19 protein-coding genes, 1 tRNA gene and 1 pseudogene are annotated in these 14,658 nt (G+C 45.9%); 12 read left to right on the top strand and 9 right to left on the bottom strand.

Annotated elements, in window-relative coordinates:
* The first annotated feature begins 56 nt into the window (after nt 1–56).
* The 3 genes from lsrF to NWE96_10170 are packed head-to-tail and all read left to right on the top strand — an operon-like array spanning nt 57 to nt 2,565.
* Nucleotides 57–854 carry a 3-hydroxy-5-phosphonooxypentane-2,4-dione thiolase gene (gene lsrF, locus NWE96_10180; protein ID MCW3984342.1) on the top strand — a complete coding sequence of 266 codons (798 nt, stop codon included), beginning with the start codon at nt 57–59 and terminating at the stop codon, nt 852–854.
* A gap of 28 nt (nt 855–882) precedes the next feature.
* A complete protein-coding gene (locus tag NWE96_10175) occupies nt 883–1,908 on the top strand; it encodes a zinc-dependent dehydrogenase (GenBank protein MCW3984341.1) in 1,026 nt (341 codons plus the stop codon).
* Between the two features lie 51 nt (nt 1,909–1,959).
* A complete protein-coding gene (locus tag NWE96_10170; GenBank protein MCW3984340.1) occupies nt 1,960–2,565 on the top strand; it encodes a nitroreductase family protein in 606 nt (201 codons plus the stop codon).
* A gap of 32 nt (nt 2,566–2,597) precedes the next feature.
* On the opposite strand, the pseudogene NWE96_10165 reads toward NWE96_10170, so the two are convergent.
* From NWE96_10165 to NWE96_10150, 4 genes and pseudogenes are all read right to left on the bottom strand, one after another.
* Nucleotides 2,598–2,795, bottom strand: a pseudogene (locus NWE96_10165) (PIN domain-containing protein).
* 44 nt (nt 2,796–2,839) lie between these two features.
* Nucleotides 2,840–3,175 (bottom strand): cupin domain-containing protein, encoded by a 336-nt coding sequence (locus NWE96_10160; GenBank protein MCW3984339.1) that lies wholly within the window; start codon nt 3,173–3,175, stop codon nt 2,840–2,842.
* Between the two features lie 36 nt (nt 3,176–3,211).
* On the bottom strand, nt 3,212–4,018 hold the full coding sequence (locus NWE96_10155) for a mechanosensitive ion channel family protein (protein ID MCW3984338.1): 807 nt from the start codon (nt 4,016–4,018) through the stop codon (nt 3,212–3,214).
* Between the two features lie 76 nt (nt 4,019–4,094).
* Nucleotides 4,095–4,469, bottom strand: coding sequence for a methionine-R-sulfoxide reductase (locus NWE96_10150; protein ID MCW3984337.1), 375 nt, complete (start codon nt 4,467–4,469; stop codon nt 4,095–4,097).
* Between the two features lie 101 nt (nt 4,470–4,570).
* Here NWE96_10150 and NWE96_10145 point away from each other — a divergent pair, with 101 nt between their 5' ends.
* Nucleotides 4,571–4,852, top strand: coding sequence for a hypothetical protein (locus NWE96_10145; GenBank protein MCW3984336.1), 282 nt, complete (start codon nt 4,571–4,573; stop codon nt 4,850–4,852).
* A gap of 4 nt (nt 4,853–4,856) precedes the next feature.
* On the opposite strand, the gene NWE96_10140 is transcribed toward NWE96_10145, so the two are convergent.
* A complete protein-coding gene (locus NWE96_10140; GenBank protein MCW3984335.1) occupies nt 4,857–5,051 on the bottom strand; it encodes a hypothetical protein in 195 nt (64 codons plus the stop codon).
* Between the two features lie 505 nt (nt 5,052–5,556).
* On the opposite strand from NWE96_10140, the gene NWE96_10135 reads away from it, so the two are divergent.
* Nucleotides 5,557–5,633 (top strand) — tRNA-Ile (locus tag NWE96_10135).
* Nucleotides 5,634–5,876: 243 nt separating this feature from the next.
* Complete coding sequence (locus NWE96_10130) at nt 5,877–6,236, top strand: hypothetical protein (GenBank protein ID MCW3984334.1); 360 nt, start codon at nt 5,877–5,879, stop codon at nt 6,234–6,236.
* Between the two features lie 10 nt (nt 6,237–6,246).
* Here the strand turns inward: NWE96_10130 and ftsY are convergent, their stop codons facing one another.
* From ftsY to NWE96_10110, 4 genes are read right to left on the bottom strand one after another with little or no spacing between them, the layout of a single operon-like run.
* Complete coding sequence (gene ftsY, locus NWE96_10125; GenBank protein ID MCW3984333.1) at nt 6,247–7,152, bottom strand: signal recognition particle-docking protein FtsY; 906 nt, start codon at nt 7,150–7,152, stop codon at nt 6,247–6,249.
* A gap of 12 nt (nt 7,153–7,164) precedes the next feature.
* Nucleotides 7,165–7,605, bottom strand: coding sequence for a prefoldin subunit alpha (gene pfdA / locus NWE96_10120; protein MCW3984332.1), 441 nt, complete (start codon nt 7,603–7,605; stop codon nt 7,165–7,167).
* A 1-nt stretch (nt 7,606) separates the two neighbouring features.
* A complete protein-coding gene (rpl18a, locus tag NWE96_10115; protein ID MCW3984331.1) occupies nt 7,607–7,837 on the bottom strand; it encodes a 50S ribosomal protein L18Ae in 231 nt (76 codons plus the stop codon).
* Nucleotides 7,834–8,520, bottom strand: a complete 687-nt coding sequence (locus NWE96_10110) for a translation initiation factor IF-6 (GenBank protein ID MCW3984330.1) — start codon at nt 8,518–8,520, stop codon at nt 7,834–7,836. Before NWE96_10110 ends, rpl18a begins: the two co-directional genes overlap by 4 nt.
* Before the next feature lie 348 nt (nt 8,521–8,868).
* On the opposite strand from NWE96_10110, the gene NWE96_10105 reads away from it, so the two are divergent.
* From NWE96_10105 to NWE96_10080, 6 genes are read left to right on the top strand one after another with little or no spacing between them, the layout of a single operon-like run.
* The gene (locus NWE96_10105) at nt 8,869–9,591 is read left to right on the top strand and encodes a hypothetical protein (GenBank protein MCW3984329.1); all 723 of its coding nucleotides are present in this window, start codon (nt 8,869–8,871) and stop codon (nt 9,589–9,591) included.
* Between the two features lie 11 nt (nt 9,592–9,602).
* Entirely contained in the window at nt 9,603–10,100 is a 498-nt protein-coding gene (locus tag NWE96_10100) for a flagellin (protein MCW3984328.1), read from the top strand.
* 9 nt (nt 10,101–10,109) lie between these two features.
* Nucleotides 10,110–10,634 carry a hypothetical protein gene (locus NWE96_10095; protein MCW3984327.1) on the top strand — a complete coding sequence of 175 codons (525 nt, stop codon included), beginning with the start codon at nt 10,110–10,112 and terminating at the stop codon, nt 10,632–10,634.
* Nucleotides 10,631–11,332, top strand: a complete 702-nt coding sequence (locus NWE96_10090) for a flagellar accessory protein FlaH (GenBank protein MCW3984326.1) — start codon at nt 10,631–10,633, stop codon at nt 11,330–11,332. The genes NWE96_10095 and NWE96_10090 overlap by 4 nt, the downstream gene beginning before the upstream one ends.
* Before the next feature lie 12 nt (nt 11,333–11,344).
* Nucleotides 11,345–13,003 (top strand): type II/IV secretion system ATPase subunit, encoded by a 1,659-nt coding sequence (locus tag NWE96_10085; protein ID MCW3984325.1) that lies wholly within the window; start codon nt 11,345–11,347, stop codon nt 13,001–13,003.
* The gene (locus NWE96_10080) at nt 13,000–14,580 is read left to right on the top strand and encodes a hypothetical protein (GenBank protein MCW3984324.1); all 1,581 of its coding nucleotides are present in this window, start codon (nt 13,000–13,002) and stop codon (nt 14,578–14,580) included. The genes NWE96_10085 and NWE96_10080 overlap by 4 nt, the downstream gene beginning before the upstream one ends.
* Nucleotides 14,581–14,658: the final 78 nt, after the last annotated feature.

The raw sequence follows: 14,658 nt of genomic DNA, 5'->3' as shown, positions 1-14,658 counted from the left end.
TGAAAGGATAAGGTTATTTATTTCTTAAGCCAACTGCTGTCTCGGAGCAATGAGATATGGAGTGGGGAATGCAAAACCGCTTAAACCGATTATTCCAAAAAGACAAAAAAGCCCTCTTCTTACCAATCGACCACGGCTACTTCCAAGGACCAACACACTGCCTTGAAAAACCCGGCGAAACCATAAAACCAATCATACAATACGCCGACGGCTTAATGCTCACACGGGGCATACTGCGCAACTGCGTAGATCCTGCTCTTGAAAAGCCAGTTATCATGCGGGTTTCAGGCGCGGTTTCAGTAGTTGGAGAAGACTTAGCCAACGAATCCTTAGTTACATCCATCCAAGAAATCATCCGACTGAATGCCTCTGCAGTTTCAATGTCTGCTTTCGTGGGAAGCAAATACGAAAACAAAAGCTTAACCAACCTCGCAAAGCTTGTTGACGAATGCGAAGACTATGGCATACCTGTCATGGCTGTCTGCGCTGTCGGCAAGGAACTGGAGAAACGTGAAGCCCGCTACCTCGCCTTAGCCGCACGTATCGTCGCGGAAATCGGCGCACGTGTAGTCAAAACTTACTATTGTAAAGAGAAATTCGAAAAGGTCATCGACGGCTGTCCAGTTCCTGTCGTCATCGCAGGTGGACCAAAAACCGAAACTCAGCGTGAAGTCTTCGACTTTGTCTACGACGGTATGCAGAAGGGCGCGGCAGGCGTTAACCTCGGACGGAACATCTGGCAAACTGAGCACCCCGTCGCCTCAATCCGAGCCATCAAAGCTATAATCCATGAAGGCTACACCGCACAAGAAGCTGACGACCTATACAACCAAATCATCGCGGGCAAAGCTTAACCCGCCTTCTTTTCTTTGGTGAATTTTTTTGTTAGCTGCCTTTTACTACAATAATCATGACGTTCGCGTGCAAGAGATTCCTACGCCCCGCGCAGGCGAAGAAGAAGTTCTGCTCAAAGTTATGGCCAGCGGCATCTGTGGCAGCGACGTCATCGAATGGTACCGCGTGCCTAAGGCGCCGCGTGTATTGGGTCACGAAGCCACAGGCGTAATCAGCCAAGTCGGCGCAAAAGTCAAAAACGTGGCCGTGGGCGACCGCGTATTTGTCTCACATCACGTTCCCTGCTTTGAATGCCGCCACTGCAAACGGGGCAACCACACAGCCTGTCACACACTCCACACCACCAACTACTACCCCGGCGGCTTCTCACAGTACGTGTTGGTGCCAAAAATCAACGTGCAGTACGGCATCTACAAGCTCCCCGACGCCCTAAGCTTTGAGGAGGGCACATTTATCGAGCCTCTGGCCTGCGTTTCACGTGGGCAGCGCCTCTCCAAACTAAAAGCCGACGATACCCTGCTCGTCATCGGGAGCGGCATCTCAGGCATCCTCCATGTACAACTAGCGAAGTTCAAGGGGGTAGAAAACATCATAGTCGCCGACATCAACCCATACCGCTTGGAGCTTGCCAAGAAATTTGGCGCACACCACGCTCTCGACGCCAAAGATAACTTGCCAGCAAAACTCAAAGAATTAACAGGGCACTTAGCCGACCAAGTCGTCGTATGCACAGGCGCCACATCCGCAGCGATTTCAGCAATGGACTGCGTAGAAAACGGCGGAACAATCCTCTTCTTCGCAGTACCAGACCCCACCGTCAAGTTACCCGTGCCGATTAACCAGTTTTGGCGAAACGAAATCACCATGCGCACAAGCTACGGCGCCGCACCCAACGACATCGAAGACGCATTGCACGTTTTAGCGACAGGGGAACTTGACGTGAAAGGCATGATAACCCACCGTCTACCCCTAACCGAAGCGCAGGAAGGTTTCCGTTTGATGGCCGAAGCAGGCAACTCGCTAAAAGTAATCTTGGAACCCAATCGCATATAAACATAAAACCACCTTTTCCCTTACTTTCCGATTATGTCAAACCTGCATGAATTGATCAGGCAGAGGCGCAGCATACGGAAGTATCTGCCCAAAGAGGTCCCGCGAAGGCTTGTTTTGGAGGTTTTGGAGGCGGCGGGGTGGGCTCCTTCCGCGCATAACTCCCAGCCATGGCGTTTTATAATAATTGAAAAACCCGAAGTCAAAGAGAAACTATCCAAAGATTTGGCTGATGCATGGGCCGCTGACCTCTTAAAAGAAGGCTCGCAAGTTGACCCAAACTTACGCCGTGAAAGAGAGTTGAGATTTGCAAAAGCTCCCGCCCTCATTCTTGCCTGTCTGACGATGGAGGGGCTCAGAAAATTCCCCGATGCACAAAGGCAGGGCTTTGAAAGGGACTTGGCGGTGGAAAGTTTAGGTGCAGGGTTGCAGAATCTGCTCTTAGCGGCGCATGCGGCGGGGTTGGGTGCTTGCTGGTTCTGTGCACCCGCCTTCGCAAAAGAGGCTGTCAGAAAAGTTTTGGCAATTCCCACGGAGGTTGAACCGGCCGCGCTAATAATCCTTGGTTACCCTGCGGAAGCCCCCAAGATTCCGCCGAGAAAAACGCTTGGTGCTTACTGTTTCATTGATGTTTGGGGTAAACCTTTAGATGAAAAGTGATTTGGCAAGTCCTTGTCTTGGATGGGCATTTGCTAAATCCAGTCAGTTTCTATTTCCTTAACCGCCTTAAAATGAGAGCCATCTGAGAGACAAGTTGCTTTCAGAGCCAGCGCTATCGCTGCGATTATGCTGTCAGCCATCGACATGTTGTATTTTGACCTTAACTCAGCAGCTGACTTTGCGATGTCAGCCGTAACGTCAATTACTTCAAAATCTTGTTCAGTCAATGCCGTTCTTAGTTTAGCCGTTTCTCTTCATAAATGCAGAAACAAGCTTAAGATTTTATCATAACCAGCAACATCTTGAACCGCGTTTTAGCAGCTAAAGCGTGCGGTTTGTTTGCGGGCATGATGGTCATTTCGCCTGCTTTGAGGTTGATGGGTTTACCTGCGATTGTAACTTCGACTTCGCCGTCCAACACGTAAACCATGGCATCGTAGGGCGCCGTGTGCTCACTCAAGCCTTGATTGGCATCAAACGCAAAAAGGGTCACCGTTCCCGCTTTCTTGTCAATTATTGTTCGGCTAACTACTGAGCCTTCTTGGTAACCAATCAACTCAGACAGATTAGCTGCTTGTGCATTGAGTGATTCTTTTTTTGTGTTCGCCATATTCATCCCTAACTGCATTATTATGTTCACATATGGTTATTTCTTTAGTTTAGCTCTTTCCTCATCCCAGCGTTGGAACATTTCTTGAGCAATCATTGGCTTAAGAACAAAAATATCCTGCGGATTGTTCACGTAGAGGTAGATTGTGAAAACTCTCTCCGCGGCAGTTGAACGGGCGAAAACCACACAGGGATTTCGGGGCAGTGGCTGCGTGATTTTGGAAAAAACCTCAGAGAAAAGCTCGGCGATTTTGTCTGCTGGAACCAGGTGATCAAAACCCAAATCAAAAGTATAACAGTACAAGTCCACATGATCCACTGATTCATAGAGGAAATTTGTTATTTCTCTATCTAAAATCTGCAAGTTACTGATTGAAACCGTATTGTTGGCGGCAGTGAACACTTTTGTGTAGTTAATGTTAATCTCGGTGACTATGCCTTCCACGGTGCCTATTCGAACATAGTTACCCACCTTAAACGGCCTCGCCGCGATTAAAAAGAGACCTGCTACAAAGTTGCCGATGGTTTTCTGCGAAGCAAAGCCGACAGCAGCGGCACCGATAGCTGAGATGGAAACAATCCAATCTGCACTAAATCCACCCACATGGCTAATTGCAGCAACGGCTCCGATCAACACGAAGATGCGGAAAGTTAAAGCGAGGTTGTTGGCTACGTTGGGCTCCAGTTTTGTGCGTTTAGCAAACCGCAACAGATAACGGGTTACAATTCGCTCAAGCGAGATAGCGATTATTGAGATTATTATGATTCCAATTATGGTGTCCACTGGTACGCCCAAAAAAGACGGTTCAGGTGCAACTGTGGGTTCAGGTGTAGGCGTCGACATCGCTGCTTCGCCGCTTGCTACCTCTACTTACACAGAGTGGCACTATAACTCTTTCGCGAACTATGGCGCTGCCGAGCTATCTGTCGCGGATAAACTCTAAAGACAGCGAATTAACACAATGCCTCGTATTCTTCTCCGTAAACTGTTCCCCCGTGAAAACATGCCCAAGGTGGGCCCCGCAGTTAGCGCACTGAATTTCGGTTCGCATTCCGTCAGGGTCAGGTAGCCGTTTAACTGCGCCGGGGATTTCTTCGTCGAAGCTTGGCCAACCGCAGTGGGCTTCAAACTTGCTTTCTGAACGGTAAAGTTTGGCTCCGCAGCGTTTGCAGACGTAGGTGCCTTTTTCCCAGAAAGTGTAGTATTTGCCTGTGAAGGGCATCTCGGTGCCTTTGTGAACTATGACTTGTTCCTCTTCAGGCGTGAGTTTCCTTTGATGTTGAGAAACTGACAAAAGACGTCACCATCAATAATTATAGTTAAGGTTTGTAAAATAGTATTCTAAATGAAGGCATATAAGATGCGTTTGGCACTTTATAGGTGAAGGTTTCTTTTATGGTTGAAATTACAAGGTTATTCTGGAAGAAAGCCTATACGGCGGACAATTTTGAGTTAGGCGAAGTGCACAGTGCAGAGTTGGACATGAGCACTTGGCAAATAACCAGCCTCTACGTAAACTTAACCGATGAGGCAACCAAGAAGTTTGGGTTCAAGCAACCCTACCTCGGCAGAGTCACCGTTTGCCTACCTGTTTCAGCAGTTAAAGCCATCGCTGACGTCGCCATGCTCAACCAGACACTGGAAGAGTTACGCAACCTCAGACAATGCAAAGAGTAACTTGTTAAACTCTGCTTTTGGCTCTGTTTTCGGTGTAGAGCGAAAATACAGCGCCTAAAAGGGCAACCGATGCTACGATGGTTGCGGCTATGAGGAAGGGGGAAAGGTCAGCGGAAGAGGAAATGGTGAAGGCTAACAAGAGCAGAAGAGCAGATGAGACAAGAATCAAAATCAACAGCAGAGGAATTGCTTTATTCATCGCAGTCACCAAAATGGTTTTGGGGTTAGGTTTTGTTTAAAAGCGTTCTTGTCAAGATTTCTTGACTCAGAAATTGAAGTGTGTCCAACTTCTTTGACTAAATGGTCTGCTTATATATTCGGGCAGTCGCATTGGCCACTGAGAACCAACACTTGAACCTGCCCTTGTATCTATATATAGAAAGGCGAATTGGGGCCACAAAATACGACCATGAGTTGCTGCGTTTTGTTATTCGCTGGTTTAGGCGACTAAGAGATAGTTGTGGTGACTTTGCAGTCATTAACGACATAAACGCTCTGAATATCCAGCCCAACTGATAGGCGTAAACTTTTTAGCAGTAAAAAAAATAACTAACTCCACTGACCAGTCACCATTCGGATTTACTGATGGATTTCTTATCGATTTCCCCAAACAACAAGAAAATAACCCAGAAACCGAACGTTGAGTTGTAGCCCCAAAAACGTTTAAATCTGTTCAGAAACAGCAATATAACCAACGCCACTGTGGGCCCGTAGCTCAGCTAGGTAGAGCGCCAGACTCATAATCTGTTGGTCATTGGTTCAAATCCGATCGGGCCCACCATTAATTAAATTCATTTCCAAAATTTAGTTTTTATCTGGTTATGTTGGGATAGCGCAGCCTCTCTGCAGCTACCTCCCCTCCCTTATATATGAGGGAAGGGACAGAGCAGCAGGTCGGCGGTTACGGTCTCGAATGTCCCTTAAAATTAGGTGGAGTTATAGGGGGCAGAACACTGGATTCCTTATGACCGCGGGTTAGTGAGAGTTTTTATGGGTGAACCTCCATGTTTTGATTGTGGACTCTATGTCGGCTTCTTTAAACGTTGAGAGTGGCTTTAACTTCCGAAAATTGGACAAGCGTTTAGTAGTTGTTAAAACCAAAAGTGCCGCAGTCCGTAAAGTTGCAGTCCAAGACATAGTTTCTAATCTGATGTTTGCTGTCGAGGTACCTGCAAGTTTTGATATGCAGTCCTTAGAGGTTAATAACGAGTACCTCTTCACCCTTAAGGTAGAGACCTCAAAAAACGTGGCTGACGTGGATAAGGAGTTCATTGGTTTCTTTGAAGCCATCGACGTAGAGCAAAGCACAGACGACTTCATCAGGGCGTATTGGATTTACCCAGCCAAAATTCGATTTGAACTCGTAGAAGCCGAAGAACCCTAAAAGCGCATTTTTAGCGGAGAATCATGTTGACAAACTTGTCAGGGTTAAACAGTTCTAGATCTTTGTAGGTTTGTCCCACGCCGATGAATAGAATCGGCTTTTGAGTTACGTATGTTACGCTGAGGGCTGAGCCGCCTTTGACGTCGGCGTCGACTTTGGTGAGTATGGTTGCGTCTATGCCGACCGCTTTGTTGAATTCTTCTGCCTGCATTACAGCGTCGTTGCCGATCAGTGAATCTACTGTGAAAATCGTCAGGTCAGGTTTAACGACCCGTTTGACTTTGATGAGTTCATTCATCAGGTTTTGGTTGGTCTGCATGCGGCCCGCTGTGTCGATTAGGACGACGTTTATGCCGTGTGCTTTAGCATGGTTCACCGTGTCATAAGCCACCGCCGCGGGGTCGCCGCCATAGTTGCTCTTGATAACTCGAATGCCCAAACGTTTGCCGTGTTCTTCTAGTTGTTCAATTGAGCCCGCTCGGTAAGTGTCTGCGCCCGCTAAAACGGTGGAGTAGCCTTTGTCTTGGAAGAATTTGGCTACTTTAGCGATGGTGGTGGTTTTTCCAGTGCCGTTTATACCTACAAACATTAAGGTGAGTGGTTCTTTTTTGGCGCGTTTTTCGTCAGCTTTCTGCAGTAGATCGATGCGTATATTGGTTAGCATGACTTCGAGGAGGACTTGGCGGAGGTTTTCGTCAACGATTTTTTTTCGGTCTTCTAGGCGTTTAACTTGTACGCCTGAAAGCCGTTTGATTAGGTCGTCGCCGATTTTGTCTGCGACTGGGAAAGCCACGTCGTTTTCGGCTAGACTCATTTTGAAGTCGGATAAAATTGGGGTCAGGTTTTCTTCTTTAAGCTCAGTCGTGGTAACTTTGGTAACTAAACCCTTGAAACCAGACTTGAGCTTCTCAAACATAGCTCAAACGCTCTAACGTTTGGCTTGTCGTGCGTCAGAAAGCAACGACTCTAGTCTGCCGCGACCGCTGTTTATGCGTTCGGCGACTTGGCTGAATTGTTGCTGGGCGCTGGTCATGGTTTTTTCGAGTTCATCGAGGCGTTCTTTGAGGGTTGCTTTTGCTTCTGCGAGGGTTTTCTCGATTGATACGCCTGCCCCTAAGCCGACGATGACTTTGTTGGGGTCTGCTAGTTTGACTTTTACGTATGAGCTTCCGCCGATTGGAACCAGCATCTCTGTGTTTTCTTTTTCTTTTTCTATGCCGTCGAGTGTTGCGTTGGCGTATGTGAGGTCAGCTATGGCGGTGTTGACCATGTTTATGCGTTGCTGTAACACTTCTGCTGTCTGCTCGAGGTAGCGCATTTCTACGCTGAGTCTTCGAAGTTCCTCTTCAGCAGGGGCTCTTTGAGTCAATTTACTGTTCTCCAGTAATGATTTTTTTAACTACCGGGTTCTCAATTTCGTCGGCTTTCAACTCTTTTGTGCCGTTGATTTTGATGTGGCAACGCCTTACACGGTGTCTGCTACCGATTTCTGCGTAGACCTTTTCAACAGCGTGTTCGCTTTTGTCAGCTAAGACTTCGCGTGCGAATGGAGTGGAAAGTTCTGGCTTGTTGATTTCACCGGTTACTTTGAAAGCTTTCATGGATTTTTCTCTTCCTGCACAACATCCAGTGCATTCCCAATTATAAACATCTCGGGTCCAGTTGTCAAAGAACCAGCGACTGCTGCATGGGAATTGGCGATTAATCCTGTGCCAACATAGGGGATACCGCAGTTTATTGTGCCCACGTCCACGGGGACTTTGAAGACGTTTTCGAGGATTTTCTTTTCTTCGGGCTTGAGCATGGGGTGGGCTAAGACGCCTTTGTTAGTCGCACATGCAAGTGAGCCCACGTATGGCAATGTAGCGATTTCTGCAGGGACCGCCTCCACGCCAAGGGTTTCAGAGATTTGTTGGATTTCCTTAGCCTTGAAGCGGGGGTCAACCAATGCGCCTTTGTCGTTTGCTAAAACGAGGTTGCCGTAGGCGGTTTTTTTTGTTTCCATAACTGTTATGTTGCCTTTGAAGACGGCTTTTATGCGGTCAAGCTCTTCTTGGCGAACTGAGTTTGGGAGCAGCATGCCGTTGCTGTTAGCGCAGGCGAGGGCGCCGATGAGAACTGAGCCGCTTATGGATGTGTAGATGAGGTCAGCTTTGAGCCAGTCGGCGAATTCTTGGGCTTTCTGCTGCGGCACCATGACTGGGATAATCACTACTTTTTCGTTTGCCAATGAGTAGACGCCGATGCTTGGGCTTCCAACGATGCTTGATAAGTAAACAGGCAAAAAAATCTACCTTTGCTGTTATATTTACGGACAATACTGTTCAGGAGTCACACATTTAAAGTTCACGCATAGCAAAGTCCTTGTTTACATATTCAGATGACTTTAAGCGTACATTGATTCATCAGTTTGGGATTTTTCTTCGAGTATAGAAAACATCATACTATTCAGTTACTGAACAATGTATTAATGATTCAAAAAAGAGCCACTGACGCAGATTCCCATAGATATTTAACTTCTACAAATGGTGTCAGGCAACATATCTGCTCAATATTGATTTAGAATTCGTAAAGCAGATATGGCATACGAGCAGACAGTTACATCAAACCCCCACCTTAGGAGAACACTCGTTTGCCAACCAACGGAAGCAGTACTGACGAACGCTCACGTAGCGTAAGCAAAGAAAAACCTCAGTTCATCATTAACGCTACGGAAAAAAATGACATAAGTGCGCTTCGGTCAGACGTTGAAGATTTGTCACAAAGTGTGCAAGCAGCTGTGGGTGACCTAAAGAAATCAATAGCTGAAATCCGTTCAACCGTTAGCGAGATGGAAAACCCATTCAACGTATTGCGAACCGCGGATGAAGAAAAAGTTAGTTCAGAGAAACTTCCGCCAGGAGTAAAATCCCTAGTTTTAGGAAAACCTGAAGAAAACATTGATGAAGAAAAAGAGGTTCCTCCAAAGAAACCTGATCTTATCCCCCAAATTGAGGAAGCTATACCTAAACCCACCATGCCGCTTCCACCGATCACTCAGACGCCGTCAATCAGACCAACTGCCTATCTGGATTGGATTTGGGAGCTTTTGGATGATGGATTAACCGCAGAGAACATACGGCAACTCGCTAACCTATGTGAAATGACAAATTATCTACCAAAACACGCCAACGAATTCATCTACTCTTTGGCTGTTACAGCTGAAAGGATCAGGTTGATAGGTTTCTCAAAAAGTCATCTGCTGCTGTTTATGTACAAGGCAGCTTCGCTGTCAAAAACTAGTATAGACCCTGAAGACATGAAAGCCCTCATAGATTTAACTGAGCAACAGTTGAAAAAGCAAAAAGATGAGTAGAGGCGCAAAGGTTGGGCTTCTCGCTTACAATCACGCATATCATCGTGGTTATAGCATCTGTAATTTTAGCAAGTGCTTTCGTGGCCTGCGCCTTATACACGGGTAATGTTGTTCAAAACGAATTTACTCAGGCGGTCAGTGACGCTAAAAGTACGATTTCTACTCAAGTAGAGATAGTTTACGCTACAGCAAACCAGACAGGGACACCCGTTTTTGCTATATACGCAAAAAACGTAGGTAAACTTTCCATTAATGACTTCACCTTCTTAGATGTTTACGTTGGAAACTATGGGTCTGCCCAACTCTATAACTACGATGCGACTGCCGCGGGGGGAAGCGGAAAATTCACCATTACAGATGCTAACGGTAATGGCGTATGGGAACCACGTGAAACTGCAACAATTCTTGCTTATCCAACTGGCGCCATTGATGGCTCAGTTTTAGAAGCTAAAATAGTTCCATCAAAAGGAATCGGAAGTGACTACCTCTTTTCGGCGCCAGCATCTTGAGGTGATGACATGGGGTTTTCAGTCGGGCTTGCATCGTTTATTGTGCTTATAGGGTTTGTAGCGCTATTCTCTACGGTTTGCACAGCCTTCCTTACCAGCATGCAGGATATCTCATACGCTACAAGCGTCTACATAAGCAATCAACATGATAAACTCAACACGCAGATACAGTTGACTGTGGATTCAGTTACCGCAACAAGAAGCGAGGTAACAGTAAAAAATATTGGCTCAAAAACCATCTTTCTCCAAAACTCCAACGGATACAACTGGAACACAATAATCTTATCTTACGGAAGCAGCGCCCAGAGGTACTCTTACAGCATCGAAAGCTACTCTATAGAAGAAATCAAAGTAATCGGCTCAAACAACAGCTTCAACACAGCCACACACAAATACATTAACCCCGGCGAGCAAGCGACAATTAGCCTAAACCTTCCATCTGGAGCTCCAGAAATCTCAGCTAGCGATGTTGTTTCTGTAACTTTTGCTTCATACTACGGTGCAGCAGCTACTTCGGAGGGTATGATGACGTGAGCGTAGTTCGCTTAGGTATACCTGAATTAGATAGAGACCTCGGCGGCGGGATACCTACACCCAGTCTGATCTTGATTGAAGGTAACCATGGATCGGGAAAAACTGTTTTTGTCCAGTTAATCGCTTATGCGATGTTGAAGCATAAGTCAAGGGTTTACGTCATCTCCAGCGAAGCTATGACCAAAGAATATCTCGCTATGATGGAGTCAGTTAGACTTGACCCTTCCAGTTACTACCTTTATGGGTACCTCAAAATCTATCCCCTCCACGTTGAAGGGGGAAAATGGAACAAACCCATGAGCTCTCTCTTTTTGAATGTGACAACCAAGTTCCTGGAGGAAAAAAAAGAGAACTATGACGTAGTCGTCATAGACAGTTTGAGTGTACTAACGGTTGACACACCCCTCCACGAATTTCTCTCGTTTATTACACGAATAAAGAACCTCGTCTCAAATGGAAAAACAGTGATACTTACTATCCACCCTGAATTTCTCTCATCTGAATCAGTTATGAAGCTTAGAGCAAACTCTGACGCCTACTTTGTAATGGAAACCGCCACAATTTCAGGCATAGACGTCAAACTTCTAAAAACGGTTAAGCTCTGGGGAGCAAACGGCGAAAGAAAAAGCTCCATAACGCTTGCAATTAACCCCCAAATCGGTTTACGAGTAATGCCTCTTAGCGGAGTGAGACTGTAGGAGCGTGCCCCCATGTCAAATAAAACCCCCACACAGAAACCTGAAAAACCCGTTAAAGGCAACTCTGCGAAAATGATGGAAGATTTGGGGCTTTTCAATCAACCGATTTGTGAAACGCTGCAAAGCGCAACACAGAAGCATCCATATTTAGACGCTTATGTTAAAAATCTCGAGGAACCGCCCCAGTATACTTTAAACATAGAATCAGAACATTTCAACGAAAAAGTAAACGTCATGTACCCTCTGGGTTTAGGCATATACGCTCACATCACTATGGGCGAAAAAGTTAACAAATATAACATCATCGAACCCCCAAAACCAGACCCCAAATTGCTGGCAGAAATCGAAACCGCTGTTGCAAGGCTTGTAGAAGGAAAAGAATACGGTGATCAAAAAGCCCAAATTCTAGCCAGTTTGTTTAGACAGGCAATCAAGAAAAAAATGGTCAAAATACCCAAAGACGCAAACCAAGATGTCTTACTCTACCACTTCTTGAGAGATAAAATTGGGCACGGCTTTCTGGATGGCTTTTTAGCTGACCCTGGTCTTGAAGATATTAGCATTCCAGGTGCAGGCAGCGTCTTTGTTTATCATAGAACTTTTGGGAACCTTGAAACCAGCGTTGACGTTTCACAGGAAGCAATTAACGAACTTTTAAGAAACATCGCAGAACGGCATGGAAAAGTCCTAAGCTACACACACCCAATCATAGACATTCACCTCAACGATGGCTCAAGACTTAACATCGTTTTCGGCGAGGACATAAGCCTGCGAGGTAGCAACTTCACAATAAGAAAGTTCCCCAAAGAACCCATATCAATCGCGCAATTAATCAAATGGCACACGCTCACATCCGAACTGGCAGCCTACTTGTGGATGCTCTTTGAAGTAGGCATCACTGCTTTGGTCTGCGGAGAAACTGCCTCTGGCAAGACCACCACTTTGAATGCGCTTACCAGTTTTATCAGTTCAGACTCGAAAATTATCAGCATCGAAGAAACCCCTGAAATCAACGTCTACCAGAAAAACTGGATTCGAGAAATCACAAGAATGCACACAGGCGTACAGGTAACCATGTTTGACCTGCTAAAAGCAGCTCTAAGACAGAGACCCGACTACATCATTGTGGGCGAACTCCGAGGCGAAGAAGGCAAAATCGCCTTTCAAGCTGTTGAAACAGGTCACCCCGTATTATCAACCATGCACGCAGGCAACCTTGGACAACTCTTCCAAAGACTCACGTCTTACCCAATCGATGTGCCAAAAAGTCACATAGATGGCTTAAACTTGGTGATTTTTCAAGCAAGAATCGAACGCGGAAGCAAATTCATCCGCAGATGTACCTCAATAAACGAGGTAATCGGCTACGAACCTGACGCAGGACGACTAAACTATCTGCCTACTTTTATGTACGATGAAGACTTAGATAAATTCCGCTTCATGGGTTCAAGTTTCCATCTGGAAAACCGTGTTTTGGCGTTTAGAGGATGGGGCGAAGACAGAATCCGAGACCTCTACAAGGAGCTTAAAGCAAGAGAAGAAATACTCAATTACTTAGCAGAATACTATCCGACACACAGCGAAGTTACTCAAACCATGACTGCCGCCCGAACTTTAGGCGTCTGGGAAGTTCATCGAAGAGTGAAAGAGATGAAAGTCCCATGGGTTTGAGCAGTACTACAAAACTAGTTTTGATTTTGACACCTTCAGTCATTTTTTCAGTCTATTTCATGGTCAACAGAGAACTAATCGAAGCATTGATCAGTTTAGGTGTAGGCTTAGCCGTTTGGTGTATGCTCAAGTTCATGGAAAAAAGAAGCATCAAAACCAGAATCGACCAAGCACTCACCACGGTCATATTCCATATGTATAGTCTCTCACTTGGCGAAACAACTCCAACAGACCTCATAGGCACGATTGCAAAAAACAAAGAATACGGGTATTACTCAACGGTATTCAAAAGAATCCAAAACTTAGCCAGCCATTTTGGTTACGGAATCACGAACGCCACCTCGCAGGTCGCCAAGACAGTCAAACCCCCATTAAAGGACATTCTTGTACGCTGCACAAACACATTCTCAAGTGTAGAACCTAAAGGGTACCTAGAAATCGAGTCATCCATGATAGTAGAAGAATACGCAGGATACTATTCAAGATCCATCAAAACAATGGAAACCTTGGGCGGTGTCTTCACGTCTTTTCAGAGCATTACGGTTTTTTTGATTATGACTCTTGTGATTATGACGGTTTTCATGATAGACCCCAGTGTCATACCTTTAGGCTACATAATCTCTATCGTGTCCACGGTGCTCATGTATTTCCTTTTTAAATCTTCCGCGCCAACCGAACAAATCGTATACATCGGCAAGTACCCGCCCAAACTCTACACCTGTATGAAAATAACAGCCCTAACAATCATACCCCTATCAACCGTATTCGCGTACGTTGTATACGTCAATTTCGGTGCGCCTTACGCATTTATCGTTATGGGTTTAGGCGTAATAATTCCAGGCATATTCGGGTACCTGCTAGAGCGTCATGTCGCAAAAATCGACAAGAACTACCCAACCTTCCTCAAGGCACTGGGCGAAAACTTGGCCTCAACCTCGGATCTGAAAACGTCACTTGCCTTTATCCTTCACATGGAACTTGGACCACTACGCAACCTCGTCAAAGCCGCCCTCGCACGACTAAAACTAGATATTAACCACAGGCAAGCACTCGAAACCCTTTCTGAAGAGTCCTCATCTTACCATGTGCATATGAGCAACAAGATTCTGCTTGACTCCATGGGCAGAGGCGCAGATGCACTCGTTATCGGTAACGCTTTAGGAAACAGGGTTGTCAAGTTTTTGGAACTCAGAAAGCTGCGGGATGTAGTGGCTAACAGTTTCCAGACGGTCGTCTTGGTTACGCAGCCCTTGATAGTGGTTCTTCTGACGGTTCTGGAAGTTCTCGCCGTTTTTATGTCCCAATACTTAGGCGGGCTATCGGGTGTTTCATACTTTGGCTTCAACGCCATGCCCATAGCGTTAATCCAAATCGGCAATACCTGCGTTATTTTAGTAATGGCCGTAATTAATGCTTTAACGGTTAAAGCGGTTTCAGGCGGATACTGGGGAACATTCTTCCTAAACCTTGGCATCTTACTAGCCATAAGCGGAGCAGTAGGAATCACCTCACGTATGCTCATTGAAACCGCCTTAAACTCGATGCCGGCCCTAGAAATGCCGACCGCTATAGCATAACTAAGCTTTTAAGAAAATAGCTTTTTTGGGCGTTTTAGTTTTCATGTAGTTTGGTGTGTTGTGTGGGTGTTCATTTCC

This window comes from Candidatus Bathyarchaeota archaeon, assembly GCA_026014685.1.
Classification (GTDB): Archaea; Thermoproteota; Bathyarchaeia; order Bathyarchaeales; family Bathycorpusculaceae; genus Bathycorpusculum.
This window is presented reverse-complemented; position numbering and strand designations above follow the sequence as displayed.

Bases quoted from the DNA above. Each gene is read 5' to 3' on its own strand.
- lsrF (MCW3984342.1), top strand. From the start codon at position 57: ATGGAGTGGGGAATGCAAAACCGCTTAAACCGATTATTCCAAAAAGAC.
- NWE96_10160 (MCW3984339.1), bottom strand. From the start codon at position 3,175: ATGGCGAACACAAAAAAAGAATCACTCAATGCACAAGCAGCTAATCTG.
- NWE96_10155 (MCW3984338.1), bottom strand. From the start codon at position 4,018: ATGTCGACGCCTACACCTGAACCCACAGTTGCACCTGAACCGTCTTTT.
- NWE96_10145 (MCW3984336.1), top strand. From the start codon at position 4,571: ATGGTTGAAATTACAAGGTTATTCTGGAAGAAAGCCTATACGGCGGAC.
- NWE96_10140 (MCW3984335.1), bottom strand. From the start codon at position 5,051: ATGAATAAAGCAATTCCTCTGCTGTTGATTTTGATTCTTGTCTCATCT.
- NWE96_10130 (MCW3984334.1), top strand. From the start codon at position 5,877: ATGTCGGCTTCTTTAAACGTTGAGAGTGGCTTTAACTTCCGAAAATTG.
- ftsY (MCW3984333.1), bottom strand. From the start codon at position 7,152: ATGTTTGAGAAGCTCAAGTCTGGTTTCAAGGGTTTAGTTACCAAAGTT.
- rpl18a (MCW3984331.1), bottom strand. From the start codon at position 7,837: ATGAAAGCTTTCAAAGTAACCGGTGAAATCAACAAGCCAGAACTTTCC.
- NWE96_10095 (MCW3984327.1), top strand. From the start codon at position 10,110: ATGGGGTTTTCAGTCGGGCTTGCATCGTTTATTGTGCTTATAGGGTTT.
- NWE96_10085 (MCW3984325.1), top strand. From the start codon at position 11,345: ATGTCAAATAAAACCCCCACACAGAAACCTGAAAAACCCGTTAAAGGC.